At 66.5% G+C, this 23586-nt stretch carries 23 protein-coding genes; 17 read left to right on the plus strand and 6 right to left on the minus strand.

What is annotated here, in order from left to right; all coding sequences use genetic code 11:
- Positions 1-17: 17 nt before the first annotated feature.
- From ACQPZ2_RS17190 to ACQPZ2_RS17250, 13 genes are all read left to right on the plus strand, one after another.
- Positions 18-314, plus strand: a complete 297-nt coding sequence (locus tag ACQPZ2_RS17190; protein ID WP_040692318.1) for a hypothetical protein — start codon at positions 18-20, stop codon at positions 312-314.
- 8 nt (positions 315-322) lie between these two features.
- Positions 323-598, plus strand: a complete 276-nt coding sequence (locus ACQPZ2_RS17195; protein ID WP_245721076.1) for a hypothetical protein — start codon at positions 323-325, stop codon at positions 596-598.
- Positions 599-621: 23 nt separating this feature from the next.
- A complete protein-coding gene (locus ACQPZ2_RS17200; RefSeq protein ID WP_433526461.1) occupies positions 622-1275 on the plus strand; it encodes a hypothetical protein in 654 nt (217 codons plus the stop codon).
- Positions 1276-1348: 73 nt separating this feature from the next.
- Positions 1349-2164, plus strand: a complete 816-nt coding sequence (locus tag ACQPZ2_RS17205; RefSeq protein ID WP_433526462.1) for a hypothetical protein — start codon at positions 1349-1351, stop codon at positions 2162-2164.
- Positions 2158-3018, plus strand: coding sequence for a hypothetical protein (locus ACQPZ2_RS17210; protein ID WP_433526463.1), 861 nt, complete (start codon positions 2158-2160; stop codon positions 3016-3018). Before ACQPZ2_RS17205 ends, ACQPZ2_RS17210 begins: the two co-directional genes overlap by 7 nt.
- Positions 3012-4484 carry a hypothetical protein gene (locus ACQPZ2_RS17215; RefSeq protein ID WP_433526464.1) on the plus strand — a complete coding sequence of 491 codons (1473 nt, stop codon included), beginning with the start codon at positions 3012-3014 and terminating at the stop codon, positions 4482-4484. Before ACQPZ2_RS17210 ends, ACQPZ2_RS17215 begins: the two co-directional genes overlap by 7 nt.
- Positions 4485-4486: 2 nt before the next feature.
- Positions 4487-5977 (plus strand): SCO6880 family protein, encoded by a 1491-nt coding sequence (locus ACQPZ2_RS17220; RefSeq protein ID WP_063825095.1) that lies wholly within the window; start codon positions 4487-4489, stop codon positions 5975-5977.
- A 7-nt stretch (positions 5978-5984) separates the two neighbouring features.
- Positions 5985-8288 carry a hypothetical protein gene (locus ACQPZ2_RS17225; RefSeq protein WP_433526465.1) on the plus strand — a complete coding sequence of 768 codons (2304 nt, stop codon included), beginning with the start codon at positions 5985-5987 and terminating at the stop codon, positions 8286-8288.
- A gap of 55 nt (positions 8289-8343) precedes the next feature.
- Positions 8344-8652 (plus strand): transposase, encoded by a 309-nt coding sequence (locus tag ACQPZ2_RS17230; protein ID WP_040692310.1) that lies wholly within the window; start codon positions 8344-8346, stop codon positions 8650-8652.
- A 40-nt stretch (positions 8653-8692) separates the two neighbouring features.
- Positions 8693-10375: a peptidoglycan DD-metalloendopeptidase family protein gene (locus ACQPZ2_RS17235; RefSeq protein ID WP_433526466.1), complete on the plus strand. Its 1683-nt coding sequence runs from the start codon at positions 8693-8695 to the stop codon at positions 10373-10375.
- 101 nt (positions 10376-10476) lie between these two features.
- Entirely contained in the window at positions 10477-11016 is a 540-nt protein-coding gene (locus ACQPZ2_RS17240) for a hypothetical protein (protein ID WP_433526467.1), read from the plus strand.
- Between the two features lie 48 nt (positions 11017-11064).
- The gene (locus ACQPZ2_RS17245; protein WP_063047216.1) at positions 11065-12888 is read left to right on the plus strand and encodes a type IV secretory system conjugative DNA transfer family protein; all 1824 of its coding nucleotides are present in this window, start codon (positions 11065-11067) and stop codon (positions 12886-12888) included.
- Positions 12885-13271 (plus strand): DUF4913 domain-containing protein, encoded by a 387-nt coding sequence (locus tag ACQPZ2_RS17250; RefSeq protein WP_245567240.1) that lies wholly within the window; start codon positions 12885-12887, stop codon positions 13269-13271. The genes ACQPZ2_RS17245 and ACQPZ2_RS17250 overlap by 4 nt, the downstream gene beginning before the upstream one ends.
- A 68-nt stretch (positions 13272-13339) precedes the next feature.
- Here the strand turns inward: ACQPZ2_RS17250 and ACQPZ2_RS17255 are convergent, their stop codons facing one another.
- Positions 13340-13894, minus strand: coding sequence for a hypothetical protein (locus ACQPZ2_RS17255; RefSeq protein WP_433526468.1), 555 nt, complete (start codon positions 13892-13894; stop codon positions 13340-13342).
- Positions 13895-14354: 460 nt separating this feature from the next.
- Positions 14355-15170 carry a peptidylprolyl isomerase gene (locus ACQPZ2_RS17260; RefSeq protein WP_433526469.1) on the minus strand — a complete coding sequence of 272 codons (816 nt, stop codon included), beginning with the start codon at positions 15168-15170 and terminating at the stop codon, positions 14355-14357.
- Positions 15171-15330: 160 nt separating this feature from the next.
- Here ACQPZ2_RS17260 and hisS point away from each other — a divergent pair, with 160 nt between their 5' ends.
- The 3 genes from hisS to ACQPZ2_RS17275 all read left to right on the plus strand — a co-directional run bounded on the left by hisS (position 15331) and on the right by ACQPZ2_RS17275 (position 18563).
- Entirely contained in the window at positions 15331-16608 is a 1278-nt protein-coding gene (gene hisS, locus ACQPZ2_RS17265; RefSeq protein WP_433526470.1) for a histidine--tRNA ligase, read from the plus strand.
- Positions 16609-16650: 42 nt separating this feature from the next.
- Complete coding sequence (locus ACQPZ2_RS17270; RefSeq protein WP_063047219.1) at positions 16651-17307, plus strand: hypothetical protein; 657 nt, start codon at positions 16651-16653, stop codon at positions 17305-17307.
- A gap of 248 nt (positions 17308-17555) precedes the next feature.
- Positions 17556-18563, plus strand: coding sequence for a malate dehydrogenase (locus ACQPZ2_RS17275; RefSeq protein ID WP_433526471.1), 1008 nt, complete (start codon positions 17556-17558; stop codon positions 18561-18563).
- A gap of 21 nt (positions 18564-18584) precedes the next feature.
- Here the strand turns inward: ACQPZ2_RS17275 and ACQPZ2_RS17280 are convergent, their stop codons facing one another.
- The gene (locus tag ACQPZ2_RS17280; RefSeq protein ID WP_433526472.1) at positions 18585-18980 is read right to left on the minus strand and encodes a DUF4267 domain-containing protein; all 396 of its coding nucleotides are present in this window, start codon (positions 18978-18980) and stop codon (positions 18585-18587) included.
- Between the two features lie 58 nt (positions 18981-19038).
- Between ACQPZ2_RS17280 and ACQPZ2_RS17285 the strand changes: the two genes are divergently transcribed.
- The gene (locus ACQPZ2_RS17285) at positions 19039-19485 is read left to right on the plus strand and encodes a MarR family winged helix-turn-helix transcriptional regulator (RefSeq protein WP_433526473.1); all 447 of its coding nucleotides are present in this window, start codon (positions 19039-19041) and stop codon (positions 19483-19485) included.
- On the opposite strand, the gene ACQPZ2_RS17290 is transcribed toward ACQPZ2_RS17285, so the two are convergent.
- The 3 genes from ACQPZ2_RS17290 to ACQPZ2_RS17300 all read right to left on the minus strand — a co-directional run bounded on the left by ACQPZ2_RS17290 (position 19478) and on the right by ACQPZ2_RS17300 (position 23582).
- On the minus strand, positions 19478-20557 hold the full coding sequence (locus ACQPZ2_RS17290; RefSeq protein WP_433526474.1) for a 2-oxoacid:ferredoxin oxidoreductase subunit beta: 1080 nt from the start codon (positions 20555-20557) through the stop codon (positions 19478-19480). The two genes, ACQPZ2_RS17285 and ACQPZ2_RS17290, sit on opposite strands and share 8 nt — an antisense overlap.
- Complete coding sequence (locus tag ACQPZ2_RS17295; RefSeq protein ID WP_063047222.1) at positions 20557-22482, minus strand: 2-oxoacid:acceptor oxidoreductase subunit alpha; 1926 nt, start codon at positions 22480-22482, stop codon at positions 20557-20559. Before ACQPZ2_RS17295 ends, ACQPZ2_RS17290 begins: the two co-directional genes overlap by 1 nt.
- 83 nt (positions 22483-22565) lie before the next feature.
- Positions 22566-23582: an Rv2578c family radical SAM protein gene (locus ACQPZ2_RS17300; RefSeq protein ID WP_433526475.1), complete on the minus strand. Its 1017-nt coding sequence runs from the start codon at positions 23580-23582 to the stop codon at positions 22566-22568.
- Between the last annotated feature and the right edge of the window lie 4 nt (positions 23583-23586).

The raw sequence follows: 23586 nt of genomic DNA on the forward strand, positions 1-23586 counted from the left end.
ACCAAGAAAGGCAGCCGATGAGCATGATTCTCCTTGCCGTGCAGGACACGTACGGCACTGTGCTGGCTCAGGTCGGTAACCCGACACCGGAAGCGCCTCCCGGCTCGGAGAAGATTCTGCAGCTGGTCCGCTACCTCACCTGGTTCGTGTTGCTCTCCGGTATTTGCGGAATCACCTACGCGGGTGGCAAATTCGCGTGGGAGAAGTGGACCGGTGGTGGGCTCGAATCGCCGAAGATGGTGGCCGGAGCCATGATCGGCGGCGTCGTCGCGACGAGCGCGGGCACCATCATGAACGCCGTCATCGGAACCTGATGGCGGCGATGACTACCGTGCGAATGTCGGCGGCGGAACTGCTTGCTTACAAGCAGATGCCCGCCGAAGTGCTGCAACCGCTGATGCAGCTGCTGAACTGGCTGCTCTGGTTCGTCCTGCTGGTGTGCCTGGCGTGGATGATCGTGTCCGCGGGCCGCCTGTGGATCGCGTTCCGGAGCGACCTGGCGATGAACGACGCCTCGCACGGTGTATTGATGAGTCTGCTCGGGGCGGCTGTGGCGAGCACGGCCTCGGGGATCGCGTTGGCGTTCCTGCCGACGTGAACGGGGATGGGGACGGCCCTGGGATGATTTCCACAGTTGTGCGGGAGCAACCCGGCGTGTGGCGGCGGGGCATTCGCAAGCCCGCCGCGGGTGCGTTCGGTGCTGCTCTGCTACTGGCGGCGGTCGGCTGCGGCGGGGGTGAAGGCGATTCCGGCCCGAACTTGACGGCCGCGCCGACCCATGTGCGGTGGCAGCCGTTCCAAGGCGTGGCACTCCCGAGTGCCGACCAGGGGCCGAAGCAGATATCCGACGGCGCCGCAACGGGTTTCGAGCATTCGCCGATCGGCGCCGCGTTGGCGGCGATCGTGCACACGGTGCGATTGTCGGTGGCCGCCGACAGTCAATGGGCCGGTATCGTGCGCCAAGAGGTGGTGCCGGACAAGGCCAGAGACGAGTGGTCGGTCAACCGGGTGCAGCTCGCGATCACCGGTCCGGCGGCGCCCGAATATGCGCCGAGAGTGCTCGGATACAAGATCACCGGCTACACCGATGCGGCTTCCGCTGTCGACGTCTATACCGAATATTCGGACAACTCGAAGGCGGTGAACCACACCACTGTCGAATGGTTCGGCAACGACTGGAGATTACGACTGCCGGATCCCGACTCGACCGCCCGGCCCATCGAGGCGGTCGATGAATTGCCCACGGACATAGTAAAATTGGAGGCGCCGACATGAGCGAGCAAAGCGAGCGAATCATGTCGCAGCGTGCTTCGCTCATGACCAAGCCGAGCGCTGGCGAGGCGGAGTCATGAGTGAGAAGGAGCCGTACACGCGCGATCGCGTCTCCTTCGGTGTCATCGCATCCGCTGCCGTGTTGGTGCTCATCGTGGTCGTCGGCGTATTCGTGTACGTGAGCCGGGACGATTCGGGTTCGGGTGGCGACAAGGCCGCCGCCGCAGCCAATTCCGGCGGTGAGGGCTTCGCGACCCCCGAGGTGGATATTCTCGGCAGGCGCGTCGACGTCCCGAACAACCCTGCCGGACAACCGCTTCCGCAGGATCCGACCCGGCAGCGCAGGCCGTCGGACGCGGACTGGCTGACCGCGGCACCCGAGGGCACCACCGCACCGCACGGTTGGCAGCGGGTCTACGGCGCGTCGGTCCCGTTCTCCACCTCTGACGGACCGACCTACATCGAAGACGGTCTGGCCGTCGGGTATTCGCACACCCCGCAGGGCGCGGTGCTCGCGGCCGCCCAGATCACCTACCGCCTCAACGCCCGCCCCGCCGACCGCGACCTCTACGTCCGCCAGGTCCGCGTCTCGGCCCAGCAGATCGCCGCCTACGACAAGGCCCTGTCCCAGGACAAACTCCCGCAGCAGCAGCCGGAGAAGGTGACCAAGTATTTCGTCGCCTCGGACGCGTTCAAGGTCGAGAACTATGCGGACGATCTGGCGATCATCCAGCTGGCCACCCGTGGTCAGGTGGTCGATGGCAAGCAACTGTGGGCGGCCCTGCGATTGGTGATGATCTGGGACGCGGGCGACTGGCGGCTGAAACCGGCAACATCGAACAACCCGCAGACCGAATATGTCGAGTCGTTGAACGGGTGGACCAAATGGTGACGACGGGACCCGGATCCGGTCCGGCAGGCAAACGTTCGCCACTCGCGATGCTGGGCGTCGGCGCGGTGCTTGCCGTGGTCGTCGCAGTCGCGGTGACCGTGGTCGCGATGCGAGACAATGCCGCCGGGGGTGATCAGGTATCGAGGACCAGCACGAGTTCGGGCGGTGTCCCTGTCGGTGCCTCCGCCACCGCTGGGGCCGCCGGGTTCAGCGGCTCCGACGTGGATTCGTTCGGCCATCGTTTCGATGTTCCGAACAATCCTGCCGGACAGCCGCTTTCGGAGTCCGTCACGCCGCGTCAGCCCGCCGACGCCGACTGGCTGTCCGGCGCTCCGGGGGGCACAGGTCAGCAGGGTGGTTGGCAGCGGGTGTACAGCGGCCCGGTGATCCCGTTCTCGACGACCGACGGCCCGACCCGCATCGACAACGACATACCGATCGGATTCACTCGGACCCCGCAGGGCGCCGCGCTCGCGGCCGAGCAGATCTACTGGCGCACCGTGGCACGTCCGACCGATCGGGCCCTGTGGCAGCAGCTGGTGATCCTGTCGGACCAGGAGCAGGCCGATCGCGACCGAAAGATCGCCGACGGCAAGATCCCGAATGAACTGCCCGACAACATCAAACCGTTGTTGTTCGCCTCCGATGCATTCCGAATCGAAAGCTATGGTGACGATTTCGCTGTGGTACGTATCGCCCGCAAGACCCGTGATTTCCTGCACGGCGGGCGCAGCTGGGTAGCCATGAGACTGAATGTGCTCTGGCGCGATGGTGGTTGGAAACTCAAGTCGTCCACGAGTGATGCACAGCCGCTCGAGACGATCGACTCGATCGATGGGTGGACAAAATGGTGAGGCGCGTTGTCACGATCCTCGCGGTCATCTTCACTGTCATGATCGCGACACCGACGGTGGCGTACGGTCAGACCTACGGATTCGACGATACGTGCAACGAATTGCACGACACGCTCGACAATGTCGGTCTGCCCGGGTTCTCGCTCGGTGACGCCGCGTCGGCCGCGTGCAAGGCGGGCAATGCCGCCTCGCACCCGGGCAGCGCCGCGAACGCGGTCAAGGACAAGGCCTGGGATTCGACCTTCGGCAAGGTCGTCGATTCGCTGATGAACGGTCTCGGTGAGGCCATCATCCTGGCGTTGACCTTCTGGATGAAGGTCCCCAACGAGGCGGCCAGCGATTCGGGTTCGTTGTTCGTCAAGATCAACGACTACACCTATCAAGCGCAGATATTGCTGCTCATAGCCTCGGTAATATTGTCCGGCGCCAGATTGGCCGAGGCCAGACGCGGCGCCGTCATGAATGAGGCGGCCGAATCGTTCCGCATGTTCACGCGGGTGGTTTTCAGTTCCTGGATGCTCGGCGCCGTCATCGTCGCGGGCACTCAGGCCTCGGATCGCTTCTCCGAGTGGATCATCAATGATTCGACCAACGGCAATGCCAAGGATCTGGCCGAGCTGATGGTGAAAACCAGTAAGCTGCAGGCATTTTCGCCGGGTCTGGTGTTGATCATCGCGATTGTCGGACTGCTCGGTTCGCTGGCACAGATCGTGCTCGCCATCGTGCGTCAGGGGCTGCTGATCATCGCGGCGGGTGTGCTGCCATTGGCCGCGGCCGCATCCGGGATGAATATCGGCAAACAGTCGTATCAGAAGCTGATCGGCTGGATCATCGCGTTCATGCTCTGGAAGCCGGTGGCTGCCATCGTCTACATGATCGCGTTCACCACCGCGGGCCATGTGGATTCGCTGACCGATACCGGCGGACTGCCCGAAGGCGAACAAGCGCAACGGATGTTGGTCGCCATCGTGCTGCTGTGCAGTGTCGCGTTCGTGCTGCCCGCGCTGATGCGGTTGGTCACGCCGGCGGTCGCGATCGTGGGCAGCGGTGGTTCCGGTCTCACCGCGACAGGCGGAACCTTGCTCGCGGTGGGTGCTTTGGGTGCGATGGGTACCAAGGCCGTCTCGGTCAAGGGTGCCGCACCCGGGTCGGCGGGTTATGTCGGTGGTACCTCCACTGGTCCGCGTCCACCGGGCGGTGCGGGCGGTCCGCGCGGCGGCGGTGGCGCGCCGCGCCCGGCCCCGCCACGCGGCGGCGGTGGTGGCGGCGGAGCACCTCCGCGCGCCTCCGTCCCGCAGGGCGGGGCGGGAGTACCGTCCGGTGCGTCGCGGGCGGCGGGTGCGATCGGCGTGGCCCGCGCGGCGACCGCGCCGCTGAACCGAGCCGATGAAGCCATGGGTGATGTGGCGGGCGACCGCTGGGCGAACCGTTCGCCCGACCTCGGGAGGAGCACCATTCCGCGATGACGATGACGACGAGCGATACCTACGAGCGCCGCTCGTACGGGCTGTGGCAGAAGCCGCGCAGCGCAGGCCTTTTCGGTCTGCGCTGGGAAGAGACCGTCATCGGCTTCGTCGTCGTGATCACGGCCCTGATCTGCGCCATGGTCGGTGGCTTCAAATGGGGTCTGATCGTGGGCGGCACCGGCGTTGTCGTGATGGTTCCACTGGTGTGGCGGACAGGGGGCCGCTCCGGATACGAGAACGGATTGATGATGTTCAACTGGATGCGCTCCCGCAACCGCGGTGAGCACGTGTATCGCGGCGGCCGGTTCTCGCGGATTCCGGGCGGTGTCACGCGGCTACCCGGTCTGCTCGCGCCCTCGAAGCTCTACGAGGGCATCGACGCGGGCGGCTACAGCTTCGGCATGATCCACCTACCGCAATTCGCCCAGTACACAGTGGTTTTGCGGGCTTGGCCGCAGGGGCACGAGGCCGTGGACCAGCCGGTCATCGATCGCTGGGTCTCGGCCTGGGGTACGTTTCTCGCCTCGGTCGGCCAGACCAGTGACATCGTCGCTGTCGTCCCGGTGATCGATACCGTGCCCGAGACGGGTAACCGGCTGCTCACCGAGGTCTCCACCATCACCCGCCCGGAAGCGCCGGAGCTGGCGCAGCAGGTGATGTACGAACTCGCCACCGAGTTGCCGCAGGAACGGGTGCAGCTGCTGCCGCGCGTTGCGATCACCTTCAAGGCGACCACCGCCGAGCGCCGCAAGAATCCGGCCGAGGAGGCCGTCGAGATCGGGCGCAGACTCCCCGGAATCTGTGCCGCGCTGGCCGAGGCGGGTGTGCGCGCTCAGCCGATGTCGGCCGATGAGGTCATCTCGTTCATCCGGCGCAGCTATGATCCTGCCTCGCAGGCCGATCTCGAGGTCGCCGCGGGCGAACCCGAAGGGCACGGGCTGGATTGGGCCGATGCCGGACCGGTTTCACACGACGAGAAGTGGGATCATCTGGTGCACGACGGTGGCCGTTCGGTCACCTGGGAGATGGACGCGGCACCCGAGGGTGCGGTGGACGAGCGAGTGCTGCAACGGCTGCTCGCGCCGAATCCCGAAGTGCCGCGCAAGCGCATCGCCATCGTGTACCGTCCGCATTCGGCCGCCGACGCCGCCGAAATCGTCGACGACGATTTCAAGAACGCGCTGGTGGCCCAGCAGAGTGAACGCGGTGTCGTCTCGGCGGCCGCGACCCTGCGGGTGGGCGCCACCCAGCAGGCCCGTGAGGAACAAGCCCGGGGTCACGGTGTGACCCGCTTCGGTGCGCTGGTGACCATCACCGAGCCGCTGCGCGGTGATCTGCCGCGCATCGAAGCCATTACCCGCGACCTGTCCACGCAGGCGCGGTTGAAGATCCGGCGGTGCTACCGCTACCAGGCGGCGGCCTTCGCGGCCTCGCTCGGTTGCGGGGTGATCCTGCCGGAACACGCGACAATTCCGAAAGCCTTGGCGGGGTGAGCATTACATGGCACGTGAGTACGAGCCACCCGTGCGCGAACGGGACGAGGCGCCGGTGCGGCGCAGGCGGCGTCCCGAGGACGCGGCATGGGAGCGGCCCGCGGACGAACGCGCTCAGCGGCCCACCGGGGGCCGGGTCGAGCGCTCGGGCATCGAGGAGATGCCCGACCGGGATCGGCGGGCCGCGCGAGGCCCGGCGGGGGTGAGTGGCGGCGAGCGGACCGGCATCGGCGAAACGTCCGATCGGGAGCGGCGACCGTCGCGCGATGCGGCCGAGCGACGGGCGCGGCCCGGCTCCGCAGCCGCGGACGGTGGCCGTGCCGATCGGCCGCATCCGGACCGTGGCCGCGTCAGGTCCGAAAACGGCCGCGGTGAACGGACTTCGACGGAGCGCGGACGTCCCGACGGCGCCCGGACCGCTCGCCCGCGCGATGGCGCACCGCAACGACCGGCACGGGGGGAACGCGTGGCACGACCGGAACGCAATGGATCGCGGACGAGCCGCGAGGCGCAGCGCGCGGCCAAGATCGACTACACCGCGGACCGCGCCATGGGCACCCCGCAGATGGACAAGGCCGCCCGTCGCGCAAAGGCGAGGTCGGACAAGCGCAAACAGTCCGGTCCGCCGCTGCTCGACGATGCGACCAGGGCCAAACTCGAGCAGATCAGCCGTGAGGGCACCGGCCTGCGGGCGGCCTTCGCGACCTTCCGGGTCCGCACCGACGATATCCGCCGCCGCAATTACGCGGCGCGTGCCGAACAGGTCTTCGAAGACGGATTCGACCGCAGCACAGCCCAACTCACCGATCGCGGCTATATGGGTCCCGGCGGCGGCCGGATGAACGTCGTGGGCCGCCCGGTCGAATACCGGGCCACCACCGCCCAGGTGGCGGGTCTCTGGCCTTGGTCGGTCGGCGCGGGTGCGCCGTTGATCGGCACCCCGCTCGGTTCGCATCTGCATACCGGCGCCCCGGTCTGCTTCGACCCGATGAACTGGTTCCTGCGCGGCAGCTTCATCACCGCGCCCAGCCTTTTCGTCCTGGGGCTCAACGGTTTCGGTAAGTCCTCGCTGGTGCGCCGGATCGTGCTCGGCGGTATCGCGCAGGGCATCACCCCGCTGATCCTGGCCGATGTGAAACCGGACTACCGCAAGTTGGTCGAACTGGTCGGTGGCCAGGTGATCGACCTCGGTTACGGCCACGGCAAGCTCAATCCGCTCGCCGCCGGTGTGCTCGGTTCGGTCGTGCCGATGCTGGACGAGTTTCCGGCACTGCAACTTCAGGTGCTGCAGGATCTGCGCGCCCGCCAGGTCACGCTCATCGCCGGTCTGGTCGAACTCGTACGCGGCGCGCGGGTGCGCGACTACGAAGAGACGCTGATCGCCACCGCACTGCGCATCCTCTACCGACCGGGCAGCGGCTATACGCCCGACCAACCGCCCATCATGGAGAACCTGCTCGAGGTGATCGTCGCCGGCGGTGACGAATTGCAGCTCGACGCCGGTGCCGACGATCCGAACGAATACCAGGTCGCCATCAAGGGCCTGCGCCGCTCGCTGCGCGCCCTGACCCAGGGCCCGTTCGGCGCGATCTTCAACGGGCAGACCACCGTTCCGATCGATACCAGCGCGGTCGCGGTCTGCATCGACGTATCCCATATCCCCACCGGGGACAAAAAGCTCAAGGCCGCGGTGATGCTGGCCTGCTGGGCCGACGGTTTCGCATCGGTGGAGGCCGCGCATGTGCTCGCCGACGCGAAACTCGGCCCGCAGCGCTATTTCCAGGTGGTGATGGACGAGCTGTGGCAGGTGCTCGGCCTCGGCGACTTCATGGTCGACCGAGTCGATGAGCTGACCCGTCTGCAGCGCACCATCGCCACCGCGCTGATCATGATCAGCCACACCATCAAGGACCTGCAAGCACTGGGATCGGAAGCCGCCATCGCGAAGGCGCTGGGCTTCCTCGAACGCGCGCGCGCCAAGATATTCGGCGCGCTGCCCGGCGAGGAGATCAAGCGCTTGGACAGTGTGGTTCCGTTCACATCCGCCGAGGAGGAGATGGTGACCGGATGGTCCGCGCCGCAAGCGCTGACGGGCGAGGCACTCAAACCTGGTCAGCTGCGCCCGTCGCCGCCGGGTACCGGCAAATTCCTGCTGAAGATCGGTGAGGATCGCCGCCCCGGCATCCCGTTCCATATGGAATTCACCTTGTCCGAGAAGGAGAGTGGGATCCACGAAACCAACCAGCGCTTCTCCGAGTTCACCGAGTCGACTTCGCGTGGTGGCGATTCCCCCAGTGGGAGTGCCGCATGAGGGGGCTTCTTGCACCGTTGTCGAGACCGGCGGATGGCTGTGGGAGGTGGGGCGCATGATGCCGCACCGGTCCTATCGGAGAGTGTCGCCGGAAGTGCGCAAGGCCGCGGTCGAGCAGGTCATCGCACTTACCGGCAAACTACGCAGCGAGTCGGAGGCCTGCCGGGTGGTCGCCGAGCAGATCGGCGTGCATACCAACTCGGTGCGCAACTGGGTGCGCGCCGCCGAGGGACCGAGTCTCGAGCGCCTGGACGCGACGGCGCTGCGCCGCAAAGTCGCACTGTTACAGCAACAATTGGCCGCCGCCGCGGAGATGAACCGCACCCTGGCCGACACCCTCAACGAATCTCGGCGGCAAACGTGATGGGTTCGGTCCGCGGTCGTTCGGCGCTGCCGGGGATGCGGTGACCGGGCGGACCCTCCTCTACGTGGCGCTGGCGAGCGTACTCGGGCTGATGACATTGGTGGTCGTCATCGTGATGCCCGCCGTGGACGACGCCTGCGAGGGCACTTCGGTGCTCGTATCATCGACCATGCTGGCGCCGCTCGGCGGATACGCGCCGGGTAATTCCCGCGTCGCGGGCACCCCGACTCCTATGAGCACGACCGGCAATCCGACTGCCACCCAAGCCCATTCGACCGCCACCGGTGCGCCGTCGCTGGCCGCGGGCGTCGGCCCGATCCGCCGGACGCTGCCGCTGGCCGCAGGCACCTTCACCGTGTCGGACGTATTCGGCGCGCGCGGCGGCACCCATAAGGGCGTCGACTTCGCCGCGACCGACGGCACCACCATCTACTCGGTGTCCGATGGACGCGTCGTAGCGGCCGGTCCCGCTTCGGGTTTCGGCAACTGGATCGTCGTCGATTCCGTCGACACCAACGGCCGCGCGTATTCCGCGGTGTACGGCCATATGTGGGACAGCGGCGTGCATGTGCACGTCGGCGATACCGTCGTCGCTGGTCAGCCCATCGCGCAGGTCGGCTCGGCGGGTGAATCCAGCGGTCCGCACCTCCATTTCGAGATCGTGCCGGGCGGACGCTTCACCGGTGGTCGGCAGATCGACCCGCTGCCCTGGCTCGACGGCGCACCGACCCCGGATGTCGGTGGCGCGCAGGCCTTCTCGACCGACCCGCGCTGTAGCCGCGGCTTCGGCACCGCGGGTGGTGCGCTGGCCGCGGGCAAGGTGCCGCAGGAACTCGAGATCTGGTATCGCCGTGCGGGTTCCATCTGCCCGCAGATCACCCCGTCGCTGCTGGCCGCACAGGGCAGGCAGGAGTCCGGATTCCGGCGCAGCGCGTCCTCTCCCGCGGGCGCGCAGGGTCTGGCCCAGTTCCTGCCCGGCACCGCGGCCAGTATCGATCCCGACGACGGTCAGCCCTATGTCATCGATGCCGACGGCAATGGCGTCGCGAGCGTATGGGACGACGGCGACGCGATCATCGGTCAGGGCCGTTATATGTGCGCGCTCGCGCACAAGATCACGGCGTGGGAGTCCCAGGGGCGCGTGCAGGGCGATGTCGTGGCACTGACCCTGGCCGCCTACAACGCCGGCGAGGGCGCGGTACTCGCCTCCGGCGGTATGCCGAACCAGGTGGCCGCGCACTACGCCGAAACCCAGCCGTACGTCGCGAATATCCTTGCGATGGAACCGCAATACCGCGCGCAGGGTTCCAATGGCCGCTTCACCCCGCAGGAGGGGGCGGGCGGCATTCAGGTCGTCCAGGCGGCGCAGCAATGGCTCGGCACGCCGTACGTCTGGGGTGGCGGTGGCCCGCAGGGGCCGAGCGGCGGCGGAATGGACGGTCCCGGCCTCACGTCGGCCGCGGTGTTCGCGGCCTCGTCGGGCGCGGTGACCTTGCCGCGGACCGCCGAACAGCAGTGGGAGGCGGGCGCCGAAGTACCGCTGAGCAAGCTGCAACCCGGTGATCTGGTCTTCAGCTCATTCGGCCCGCGCGGCCCCGCCCAGGTCGGAATCTATTCCGGCAACGGCCGAATGATCCAATCCGTGCCCGCCGCGTACGGGCATTCCAGTGGCGTGACCGAGGTCGCGGTGCCGGGTGACGGCCGCGGGAGGAGGGTGCTGTGACGACAACCGATACCGCGACCGGCGAACACGCCGAGGCACGTGCGGCGATTGGACCGCACAAGTGTCGGTCCCGGCGGCTAGCCTTGAATAACAATGCACGCGTGAAACTGGTGGTGATGCTGGTGCTGAGCGTCGCGATGTCGGGTGCGGGGTGCGCCGGCTCGGATCGGGAGTCGGGTTCCGGTGCGCCGCAGCCGCCCACGTCCACAACCCGATTGCTGGAGGGTGTGCCCGCACCCGATCCGGTGACGCCCGACGGCGTCGCGGTGGCCGCGCTGAAGGAGATCTACTCCTGGCAGCCCGCCACCGAGGCTCAGGGCGCCTCGCTGTCGCGCGCGCGGAAATGGTTGGGCCCCAGCCTGATCCGCATGCTCGACAGCACGCCGACCGGGATCGAGACACCGAAAGCGACGCTGCAGTGGGCGGACTGGGCCAAGGCGCAGGCACATATCGAGGCCTTCACCTTCGCATCGGGTGAGCGCCCGCCCGCGAGCGCCGATCCGAACGTCCAACAGTTCAAGATCGGGATCGAGCAAACGGTCGTCTACCCGAACGGGCGCAAGGAATCCCTGCCGCCCGGGACGGTCATCGCGACCGTGGTGCGTACATCGGAAGGTTGGCGGCTCGACGCCTTCCGCTGAACCCGCGCCAGCGACAACCACATAGCTAGGTCCTAACAGGAGGCAGACATGGCGAAAAAGAAGAAGGTGCAGGATCCGGCCGTGGTCGGACCCGATATCACCCTCTACATGATCTACGCCGGTTTCGCGACTCTCGGAACCCTGTGGATCGCCTTGCATCTCGGCAACGCGATGGCTGTCACCCCGCAGGACATTCCGGTCAACCCGATCGCGATCGTCGCCGATCTGGTCAAGGGGAAAGTGCACTGGCCGCGTGCCTCCACGGTGATCGTGCTGCTCGTCATCGGCGCGATCGTGGCCTATGTGGTGGTGCGCAAGCGGCTTGCCGCACGTCGATCGGTCGGTCGGCTCTCGGTGGACGAGAAGGCCGATGTGATGGGGAGCGGCAGCGCTATCAAATCGCTCACCGAGGCCGGGGTGCGGTCGAAGGCCGAAATGCTCGGCGTCCGGCTCGGCTACAACGACAGCCCGGGCGTGCCGATCGGCGTCGGTGTTGCCGATGGGGTGATGCTCTACGGCTCGTATGAGGATCTGCACCTGGACATCTGGGGTCCGCGCCAGGGCAAATCGACCTCGCGGGTGATCCCGGCCATCCTGACTGCCATCGGACCTGTCCTGTCTACCTCGAACAAACGCGACGTGGTCGATGCGACCCGAGATGTGCGCGAGGCCAAGGGAAGTCGCACCTTCGTCTTCGACCCGCAGGGCGTGGCGGGGGAGGAGCCGACCTGGTTCTGGGATCCGCTTGCCTGGGTGGACGCATATCACGACGGTGCGGAGATGCGGGCCGCGCGGCTGGCCGGACACTTCGCCGATGCCGACAGCGGTTCCGATGCCAAGGGTGATGTGTTCTTCGACCCGGAGGCCGAGGATCTGCTCGCTGGGCTGTTCCTGGCGGCCGCGCTCGGTAGTCGCCCGATCGTCCAGGTCTGGGACTGGGTGACCAATCCCAACGACTCCGAACCCATCGAGCTGCTGCGCAATTCGAGTAAGCACTACACCGCCTCGGGCCTGGCGATGCAGTACAACGCCGATCCGCGCACGAAGAGCGGCATTTTCGGCACCGCGAAGAAAATGATCCGCTGCCTGCAGCTGTCCAATGTGCACCCGTGGATTCTGCCCGGCGACAACCGCATGCAGTTCGACGAACTCGAATTCATCGAGAACAACGGCACGCTCTACAGCCTCTCGCTCGAGGGCCGCGGTTCGGCGGCGCCGCTGGTCAGTGCGCTCACCGAGGCCGTGGTCGATGTGGCCATGCGCAAGGCCACGCATTCGCCCGGCGGACGGTTGCCGATCCCGATGCTCGCGGTCCTGGACGAGGCGGCGAATGTGGTGCGCTGGAAGGATTTGCCCAAGCAGTACAGTCACTTCGGGTCACGCGGCATCGTGGTGATGACGGTGTTGCAGTCCTGGGCCCAGGGTGCGCGCTGCTGGGGTGACGACGGCATGCTGGCGCTGTGGTCGGCGGCCAATATCAAGGTGCTCGGTCCGGGCGTCGACGATATGAACTTCCTGCGGGACCGGTCCGAGGCGATCGGCGAATACGACGCGATCTCTTCCTCGGTCTCGGAATCCAAAGGCGGCAAGAGCTATTCGCGTTCACTCGGTTCGTCCAAGACATTCACCGTGAACGCGCTGGCTACCCTGCCACAGGGCCGCGCGATCGTCTTCACCTCCGGCCAGCCAGCGGTGCTCGTGCGTACCGTGCCCTGGTGGGAGGGCGACTACGCTGACGACGTGAAGAAGTCGATCTCGCACCATCTTCCGGGGCGTAAGACCGAGATCGCCGACCTGTTCGGCTCGCCCAACCTGACCAAGGCTGCTCCGCCACCCGAATACGGTCAAATCGAGGAGGTTCGGCCGCTGTGACTGAACAGCAGCAACAGCCCATGATCTACAGCAATGTGGTCGACTTCGTCGAGAACTACCTCGGCCTGGTGTACCGGCGTCAGGTCACCGACATCAGCGAAACGGTGTGGTGCCCGGAGTGGTGGAAACACGCCGAGGCGGTGGCGCGACTAGATGCGCTCTGGCGCGCTTGGGAGCACTACCGGCTCGAGCCGAGCACCGGATTGAGCATCTGGTTCCTCGACCACGCGGATCCGCATATGACCAAACTCTTCGATCCCCGTGGGCCGTTCAAGTACTGCAGTGTGCGCAACGGCCACAAGGACATGCTGAGCCCACTGCCGCTGAAGTCGCCCACCCAGGGGCTTTTCGGCGATCCGACCATCGGCGATTTCCGCGTCTGAGGAGCCGAAAACGTCGAAACGCCCGCTGATTTCAGCGGGCGTTTTCGGTTTCCGGCGTCGGGATCCAGTTACTGCCGGACGCGTTCCAAACCGCGTGCGTCCTGTTCCCGACCGCGTGCGGCGGCTGCGCGGGCGGCTTCGTCGCGAATGCGTACGGCCTCTTCGGGCGGTTGCCCCTGACCTACTTCGATGAGCATCCGCACTGCCGCGAGTTCCGGTGCGATACCGATCCGGGCGAGATGTGCCGCGATGGCCTGCCGACGCTCTTGGGAGTCGTAACGAACGAGCGGTTTGGACTGAGCCGACGCCGTCGCGGCCATCCTGCTGGCCTCGGCCTGTGCGGAGAAACGATCCTTCTCCAATGAAATACCCTGGGCCGGAACCGATTTCTCGACCATCCGGGCCAGTTCGAGATTGCGTGGGTCCTTCGCCTTGGCGTCGCGGGCCTCACGGATCTGCAGTTCCCGGGCCTCCTTGATGCGGGCCTCGGTGACCTTGACGCGGGCTTCGGCTTCCTTCTGACCACGCTCACGGGTCCGCAGCGCGACCAGGGTCGCAATCTGCAACATAGTCTTCATCATGGCCGCGGTTTCCCGGCCGATGTCGTCCAGTTCCTCGGACATGGCTGCTCCCCGATGCTGCAGTGATCACTATGGATGTTGTGGTGCTTCGTCACGGACGCCGCCACGTCGAACTGTAGTCCGCCGCGCCGGTGCCCCGCCTGCAAACGTGGACACCCAGAGAACTTGTCGCGTCGCATTCCCGGTTTGGGGATCGTCCGGTCAGGGGATGACGACGCTACGCGTTCTCCTTTATTCGAGATTACCCGAGAAAACCCGGCGCCAACCGTGTGGGCGTGCCGCTTAAGAGCATATATCGCACAATTCCGGCGGGTAGGGGAAAGCTTCGGAGGATCTCCGGTTTTAGCGCACCCTAACCGAACGATTAGGGTCGCCTAGCCTGGCTTGTTCGGGGGCGGTAGTTCGGGCCCGCCGCTCATTGTGCGCAGCGGGTCCGAACGAAGCGAGTATTCGGATCGGGCGTGTCGTAGCGACTGCTTGCAGGTCGCTCGAAAGGGCCAGCTCAGTCGATGCGGACCGACTGGATGGTTACGGGGAGATTGGGCTTGCCGTCGCCCTGGCCGTTGGAGTTGTCCTGACCGCCGGCGGCGATCTTGTCCAGCGTGCCCATGCTGTCCGGATCGACGGTGCCGAAGATGGTGTAGTTCGGCGGCAGTTGCGAATCGCCGTAGACGATGAAGAACTGACTGCCGTTGGTGCCGCCGCCGGTGACGGGATCCGGACCCGCGTTGGCCATGGCCAGCGTGCCGCGCTTGTAGTCCATGGGCTGCTGCAATGCGGGGTCGGCGGGGTTGTACCGATTGGTCGGGTACTCGTTGTCGAACTGGTAGCCGGGACCGCCGGTGCCGGTGGCTGTCGGGTCACCGCACTGCAGCACCTTCAGGCCCTCATCCGCGGTCATGCGGTGGCAAGTGGTGTTGTCGAAGTAGCCCTGACCGGCCAGGCTGGCGAAGCTGTTCACGGTGCACGGCGCCTTGGCGTTGTCCAGGGTGAGGCCGATGGGGCCCTGCGTGGTGTCCATGCTGACGCTGAGACTCGCATTGTCGCCGGTGTTCTCGATGCCGCTGGTGCGCGGCTTCTTCACCTGCTTATCCGCGGGCTTCTGACTGTCGCGGTAGTCGCAGCTGATGGCCGCGGGCTTATCGTCACTCTTGGTCAGGAAGTAGACGCCGACGGCCGCCGCCGCCACGACCACCACGCCGAGCGCCGATCCGGCGATCGTGAGTCGCCTGCGCTTGCGCGCCCGGTCGGCCCGGTTGGCCAGCTGGCGCTCCAGCTTGCGTTTCGCCGCTGCCCGTCGCTGTTCGTTGCTCGGCACTACCACGTTCCTCCCGTATCCGTTACGTACGGCACAGGATTGTGCCATCTATTCCTGAGACTGCTCAGCAGGCCATTTCGACCAGTCGTGACGCCGTATGAACCAGGTGGCGGCAAACCGGTTGGACTTGACGGGCCGTAGTGGTGGAAACTGGACCATCGTGACCAAGACCAGCAGCTTCTCCGCCCCGAAGGGGGTTCCGGATTACGTGCCACCCGGTTCGGCCGAGTTCGTCGCGGTGCGCGACGGCTTGATCCGCGCCGCCCGACTCGCCGGGTACGGGCATGTGGAGCTGCCTATCTTCGAGGACACCGCCTTGTTCGCGCGGGGTGTCGGTGAATCCACCGATGTGGTGACCAAGGAGATGTACACCTTCGCCGACCGCGGCGAGCGCAGTGTCACGCTGCGGCCGGAGGGTACCGCGGGTGTCATGCGTGCGGTCATCGAACACGGGCTCGACCGGGGGCAGTTGCCGGTGAAACTGGTGTATTCGGGTCCGTTCTTCCGCTATGAGCGCCCGCAGGCCGGTCGGTACCGGCAGTTGCAGCAGGTCGGCGTCGAGGCGATCGGTATCGATGATCCGGCGCTGGATGCCGAGGTGATCGCGATCGCGGACGCCGGATATCGCGAACTCGGGTTGGCCGGCTTCCGGCTGGAGATCACCTCGCTCGGTGACGAGACCTGTCGCCCGCAATATCGAGAGCTGTTGCAGGAGTTCCTGTTCGGGCTGCCGCTGGACGAGGAGACCAAGCGGCGGGCGCAATTGAATCCGCTGCGAGTGCTCGACGACAAGCGGCCCGAGGTGCGCGAGATGACCGCGAACGCGCCGCTGATGATCGATCACCTGTCCGAGTCGGCGAAGACGCACTTCGAGCAGGTGCTCGGGTATCTCGACGCGCTCGGGGTGCCCTACGTGGTGAACCCGCGGATGGTGCGCGGCCTGGACTACTACACGAAGACGACCTTCGAATTCGTGCACGACGGTCTCGGGGCGCAGTCGGGTATCGGCGGCGGCGGACGCTACGACGGGCTCATGGCCGAACTGGGCGGACAACCGCTGTCCGGCATCGGATTCGGACTCGGTGTGGACCGCACCATGCTGGCGCTGCGGGCCGAGGGCAAGTCGGCGGGCGATCCGGCGCGGTGCGAGGTCTACGGCGTAGCCCTCGGCGATGCGGCCAAGCAGCGGTTGGTCGTGCTCGCGGCGCAGTTGCGCGCGGCGGGCATTCGGGTCGATCTGGCCTACGGCGGTCGAAGTGTCAAGGGGTCGCTGAAGGCCGCGGACAAGTCCGGCGCCAAATTCACCCTGGTCCTCGGTGACCGTGATCTGGCCGAGAACACCATCGGCCTGAAGGATATGGCCACCGGTGAACAGCGTCAGATCCCACTGGACGAGACGGTGGCCGCCGTCGCGACCGCTCTGCGCTCCGGCGAGTAGTACGGTGCCGGGGTACACCCGCACCACGACGAATGGGCAGCCATGCCGGTAGAACCCACGAATCCTGGTGCAGCCCAACCGGTTCGGTCGGTCGGACTCGATCTCGTCGCGCCCGAGACCTACGCGCCAATGCTGCGGCGACTCGCCCTCGCGGCGGTAGGGGTGGGGATCGGTGCCGCATTGCTCGCGGCGCTGCTGGTGCCGTGGTCGATCGCGATCGCGATCGGTCTCGTCGTCGGTGCGCCCACCGTCGCCTACGCCATCGCGCTGCGCCGTCGGCGGATGTGGCTGGCCGGGACCACGATTCACGCGCGGCGGGTGATCGGCGAGCGTCAGGTCGATATCGCGGCCGCCAACGGCGTCGAGATCCTCGTCTTTCCGGCCCGTTTGAGCCGCATCGTCCTGCGGGTGACCGCAGGCGTCGAGTCGCAGGTCGTGCCGCTCGCGATGTACACCGATGCGGGTAGCGGTCGCGAACTCCACCTGCTCGGCCTCCGCAAACTGGCCGACGCCCTGGCCGCCAGCGAGCTCGCCGCGGCCGTAGCGGTATCGACCATGCTCGTCCACCAACTGCGCGCCGAGGCCCGGGATGCCGGACTGGAGGAGCGGCCGCTGTACCGTGCCGTTCGCCTGGCTCGGGCGAAGGACTATGTGTCGCCGATCGTGCTGACCGATCAGGAAGTCGCGGGACTGTGTTGATACGCGAGTCGAGTTGTGCGACACGTGAATCCGCGTGCCACGCGAGGTTGCAGGCGATGCGCGGTTGCGTCGTGCGCTGAACAGCGCGCACTCTGTCGGATTTCGCGTCCGTTGTGGGTGCTTGTCGTTAGCTGGGGCGGCTGGATGGGTGTGGCGCGGTGATTGTCGCGTAGCTCACCAGTGGGGTTCGGGGGCCGTGAGAGTCGTTAGGGTGGGATCGAGTGTCCGTCTATCGCAAGGAGTTTCTCGTGAGCACCGCTGCTCGGACCGCGCCCGTGACCGTCGCCGTGACCGGAGGTGCGGGGCAGATCGCCTACGGTCTGCTGTTCCGGATCGCGTCCGGGGCGCTGCTCGGGTCCGAGACGCCGGTACGGCTGCGGTTGCTGGAGATTCCGGCGGCGGTGGCGTCGCTGGAGGGTGTGGCGATGGAGCTCGAGGACGGTGCGTTTCCGCTGCTCGAGTCGATCGACATCAGTGACGATCCGTGGGTCGGGTTCGAGGGTGCGAATGTCGCACTGCTGGTCGGTGCCCGGCCGCGCACCGCGGGGATGGAGCGCTCGGACCTGCTGGCCGCCAACGGCCCGATCTTCACCGAACAGGGCCAGGCGATCAACGCCAGCGCCGCCGCCGACGTCAAGGTGCTCGTGGTCGGAAATCCGGCCAATACCAACGCCTTCATCGCCATGAGCAATGCCCCGGACGTCCCCGCCGAGCGATTCACCGCGATGACCCGCCTCGACCACAACCGCGCCATCGCGCAACTGGCCGAGAAGACCGGCGCGGCCGCCGCCGATATCGCCCGCGTCGCCATCTGGGGCAACCACTCCGCGACCCAGTATCCGGATATCACCCACGCCACCATCGCGGGCCGCCCCGCCCGCGAACTCGTCGACCAGGGCTGGGTGCGCGAGGAATTCATCCCCACCGTCCAACAGCGCGGCACCGCCATCATCCAGGCCCGCGGTGCCTCTTCTGCCGCCAGCGCGGCCAGCGCGGCCATCGACCACATCCACGACTGGTCGCTCGGTACCCACACCGACGACTGGACCTCCATGGCCGTCCCTTCCGACGGCTCCTACGGCATTCCCGAAGGCCTCATCACCTCGTTCCCCGTCACCTGCGCGGACGGCGAATACGCGATCGTCCAGGGCTTGGAGCTCGACGAATTCTCCCGCGCCCGCATCGACGCCAGCGTCGCGGAACTCGAACAGGAACGCGACGCCGTCGTCGGCCTCGGATTCGCCAAGTACGTCTGAACTCATGCCCGAAGTCGTAGCTCAGGCCGCGGCTGTGGCGGAGCGACTGTTGCCGAGGGCCAATCGACCCGCGGTGGCGAGATGAATCAGCGCGAGCACGCTGCCGCCGACCATCATGCCCGGAATTCCCTGGGCGGCGCCGATGGCGCCATCGCCGAGCTGTACCGCACCCGACACGGTCAGCAGCGGTAAGAGAGCCCGCTTGCGGCGGCTGGTCAGGCTGAACAGCAACGCGGCACCCAACGGGATGGCACGCGCGGCGTAGGCCTGGGCATACAGATCGACTCCGGGCGAGTCCGCACTGCCGGTGATCGCCAGGGTCGGGTCGATGAGTGCCGCGACACTGAATGCCACGGCGACGCCCGCGCCGACCGCATTGACGATGATCGTGGATCTGGTGAGCTTCTCGTCCTGCATCTTTCACTCTCTAAATTGTTCAGAGTCTGAATGGTTTAGGGACAGTATTATGCTGGCTATGAAGAACGTCAAGGTGGAAAAGCTGCCGGAGACCATCACCTTCCGGCTCGGACTGCTGGGTGCGTTCCTGACCGACCGCTTCAGCATCGATGTGTCGAGTCTCGGGCTCAAGCCGAAGCACGCCGGAATGCTGAATGTGTTGGCGGCCGACGGACCGACCTCGCAGATGCAGATGGCGCAGATACTGCGCGTCGCGCCGAGTCTGGTCGTCGCGCTGGCCGACCACCTGGAGTCCCTCGGGGCCATCGAACGGCTGCGGGATCCGGAGGATCGCCGCCGTCAGAACCTGAGCCTGACCTCCCACGGCCGCGCATTACTGGACAAATGTCTCGACGCCGTACAGGCGATCGACGCCGAGACCACCGCGGATCTCACCGCGGCCGAGCGCGCCGACCTACATCGCATCCTGGGCACGCTCGCCGATCGGCTGGGTCTGCCTAGCTGATGGTCCAGGTTTCCGAACCGTTGAGCAGGGATTGCAGCGAATCCTCTTGTACCGGCTTGCGTTCCCGCGCCATGGCGGTTTGTGTGCGAACCGCATCGTCGTAGGTGGGCCGGGTGACGTTGCGGAAGATCCCGGTGACCACATGGCCGAGGTCCTGGTCCGACAGACGCGAGAGGGCGTAGGCGTACTCCGGATTGTCGGTGTAGGCGTCGTGCACAATGATCTCGGACTCGTCGACGTCGTCGGCGCGCACCACCGCGAGCCCGAAACCGGCACGGACCACAGCGAATTCGCCATCGGTGCCGAAACGGATCGGCGCACCGTGGTGCAGCGGGATGAGGCGGGATTCGGCATCGCCCTTGCGCAGCACATCGAATGAACCGTCGTTGAAGATCGGGCAGTCCTGCAGTATCTCCACGAACGAGGTCCCGCGGTGTTCGGCGGCGGCGCGCAGCACCTCGGTGAGGCCAGCCCGATCGGAATCCAGAGCGCGCGCGGCGAAGCCGGCTTCCGCGCCGAGTGCGACCGACAGCGTATTGAACGGATGGTCGACCGATCCCATCGGCGTCGACTTGGTGATCTTGCCCTCTTCCGAGGTGGGGGAGTACTGCCCCTTGGTGAGTCCGTAGATCCGGTTGTTGAACAGCAGGATCGTCATGTTCACATTGCGGCGCAGGGCATGGATCAGGTGGTTGCCGCCGATCGACAGCGCGTCACCGTCACCGGTCACCACCCACACCGACAGATCCGGCCGCGTTACCGCGAGCCCCGTCGCGATGGCGGGCGCGCGGCCGTGGATGGAGTGGATGCCGTAGGCCTCGAGGTAGTACGGGAACCGGCTCGAGCAGCCGATCCCGGAGACGAACATCAGGTTCTCCCTGCGCAATCCGAGTTCGGCGAGGAAGCCGCGCACGGTCGCCAGGATCACGTAGTCACCGCAGCCGGGGCACCAGCGCACCTCCTGATCGGAGGTGAAGTCCTTGACCTTCTGCGGCCCGTCCGCGGACGGCACTCCCGAGAGTCCGGTGAGGCCCAGATCGGTTCCGACGAGCGAGGTTTCGACGATGGTCATCAGTTACCCCCGGTCGAGTACGTGGCACGCGCCCGTGCCGCGAACGCCTTGTCGTGTTCCATATCTTCGATCGACCCGTCCAGTGCCGCATCGATCACCCCGACGAGTTCCTGTGCGGAGAATGCCGTGCCCGCGATCTTCGTCCACGGTTGCACGTCCACCAGATACTTCGCCCGCAGCAGCATGGCCAGCTGACCGCCGTTCATTTCCGGCGCGACCACCGTCCGATAGCTCCGCAGCACGGCATCGAGGTTGGCGGGCAATGGATTCAGATATCGCAGATGCGCCTGTGCGACCGGGACGCCGCGACGGCGGGCGCGCCGACATGCCTCGCCGATCGGCCCGAAGGAACTGCCCCAGCCGATCAGCAGGAGTTCGGCCCGCCCGTCCGGATCGTCGACCTCGAGATCGGGGACGGTGATGCCGTCGATCTTGGCTTGCCGCAGGCGAACCATCAGTTCGTGATTGCCGGGCTCATAGGAGATATTGCCGCTGCCGTCGGCCTTCTCCAGTCCGCCGATCCGATGCGCGCGACCAGCGGTCCCCGGCACCGCGAGCGGCCTGGCGAGGGTATCGGGATCACGGGAGTAGGGCTGGAACGGTGTGCCGTCCTCGGCCTCGGGTTCGAAGCGCGGATCGATCGGCTCCAACTCGGTGACCCGCGGAATCGACCACGGCTCAGAGCCGTTGGCGATCGAGCCGTCGGAAAGCAACAGCACCGGCGTGCGGTAGGTGAGGGCGATGCGAGCCGCCTCCACCGCGGTGGCGAAGCAGTCGGCGGGGGAGCGCGGCGCGAGTACCGCCACCGGCGATTCCCCGTTGCGGCCGTAGAGCGCCTGCAGTAGATCGGCCTGTTCGGTCTTGGTCGGCAGTCCGGTGGACGGTCCGCCGCGCTGCACGTCGACGATCACCAACGGCAGTTCCGTCATCACCGCGAGCCCGATGGTTTCGCTCTTGAGCGCCAGGCCGGGGCCGGAAGTGCTGGTGACGCCGAGCGCGCCGCCGAGGGCCGCGCCGAGGGCCGCGCCGATGCCAGCGATCTCGTCTTCGGCCTGGAAGGTGGTGACGCCGAAGTTCTTGTGCTTACTGAGTTCGTGCAGGATGTCCGAGGCTGGTGTGATCGGATAGGTGCCGAGAAAGACCGGCAACCCGGATAACTGCCCCGCGGTGACGAGGCCGTAGGCGAGCGCGGTATTGCCGGTGATCTGGCGGTAGGTACCCGGCGGCAGCTTGGCCGGGGCCACCTCGAAGGTGGTTGCGAAGCTCTCGGTGGTCTCGCCGTAGTTCCAGCCCGCGCGGAAAGCGAGCAGATTCGCCTCGGCGATATCGGGTTTCGCGGCGAATTTCTCGCGCAGGAAGCGTTCGGTACCGCCGATCGGGCGTCCGTACATCCAGGACAGCAGGCCGAGCGCGAACATATTCTTCGCCCGCTGAGCGTCCTTCTTGCCGACACCGGTCGGCTCGGTCGCGCCCAGGGTGATCGAGGTCATCGGCACGCGGTGGACCACGAAATCGCTCAGTGTGTCGTCGTCGAGCGGATCGGTGGTGTAGCCGACCTTGCCCAGATTGCGTTTGGTGAACTCGTCGGTGTTCACGATGAGGGTGGCACCGCGCGGCAGGTCCTCGAGATTGGACTTCAGCGCCGCGGGATTCATCGCGACCAGCACGTCGGGTTGGTCGCCCGCGGTGAGGATGTCGTAATCGGCGATCTGGATCTGGAAGGACGAGACGCCGGGCAGCGTGCCCTGTGGCGCCCGGATTTCGGCCGGGAAGTTGGGCTGGGTGGCGAGGTCGTTGCCGAATGCGGCCGCCTCGTGCGTGAAGCGATCACCGGTGAGCTGCATTCCGTCACCGGAGTCCCCGGCGAACCGAATTACGACCTTTTCCAATTTCGCTGTGCCGACATCACTTTGGTCGGAAACCATATGCCTGCTTCACTTCCTCGTCCGATGGGAGGTGCCATTGGCCAACCTACTCCGCCGTGTGCGGGAATTGCTTGTGAAATGCTTTACGCGAAGAGCGTCAGCTGCGTGTCGTTGGGCAGCGGTGTCGGGGGCTGTGTCCGCGGCTCCGTGGTGTGCTCGCGGGTGAGGCCGTGTTGCTGGAGCAGTGGCTGCACGCGCTCGCGTAGCCAGGACGCATATTCCGGCGTCACGTAGGCGCCGCGGCCGTACAGCTGGCGATAGCGGCGCACCAGCGCCGGATGTGCCTCGGCCAGCCAGCTCAGGAACCAGCCACGGGTGGCGCCACGCAGATGCATCGGGAATGCGACCACCGATACCGCCCCGGCCTCCGCGATCGCACCGAATAGTGCGTCCAGGTGGGCGCGGCTGTCGGTGAGATATGGAATCACCGGCGCGACCATCACATTCACTTCGAACCCGGCATCGGCCAGCGCCCGCACCATCTCCAACCGCGCCTTGGGCGATGGCGTACCGGATTCCAGGCTGCGGTGCAGATCCATATCCAGGATCGCGATGGAGACGGCGATGCTCACCCGGACCTGGCGCGCCGCCGCCGTGAGCAGGGGCTGATCCCGGCGCAGCAGCGTGCCCTTGGTGAGAATGGAGAACGGTGTGCCGGAATCGGTCAGCGCGCGAATAATGCCGGGCATCAACCGATATCGGCCCTCGGCCCGTTGATACGGATCGGTATTCGTGCCCAGCGCGACCGGCTCGTGATGCCAGGACCGCCGGCCGAGTTCCTTGCGCAGCACCGCGGCGATATTGGTCTTCACCACGATCTGCGAGTCGAAATCCCGGCCCGCGTCCAGGTCCAGATACTCGTGGGTGGGACGCGCGAAACAGTAGCGGCAGGCGTGTGAACAGCCGCGCATCGGATTGATCGTCCAATGGAACGGCAGATTCGACGCCTCCGGCATCTTGTTCAGCGCACTCTTGCACAGCACCTCGTGGAACGTGATGCCCTCGAATTCGGGGGTTTGTACGGTGCGCACGAAACCCGCCCGGTCGAGACCGGGCAGGGCGCCGTCGTCGGCATCCAGGGTTTGGCTTTGCCACCGCACCCCA

The organism is Nocardia pseudovaccinii (assembly GCF_050942345.1).
GTDB lineage: Bacteria > Actinomycetota > Actinomycetes > Mycobacteriales > Mycobacteriaceae > Nocardia > Nocardia pseudovaccinii.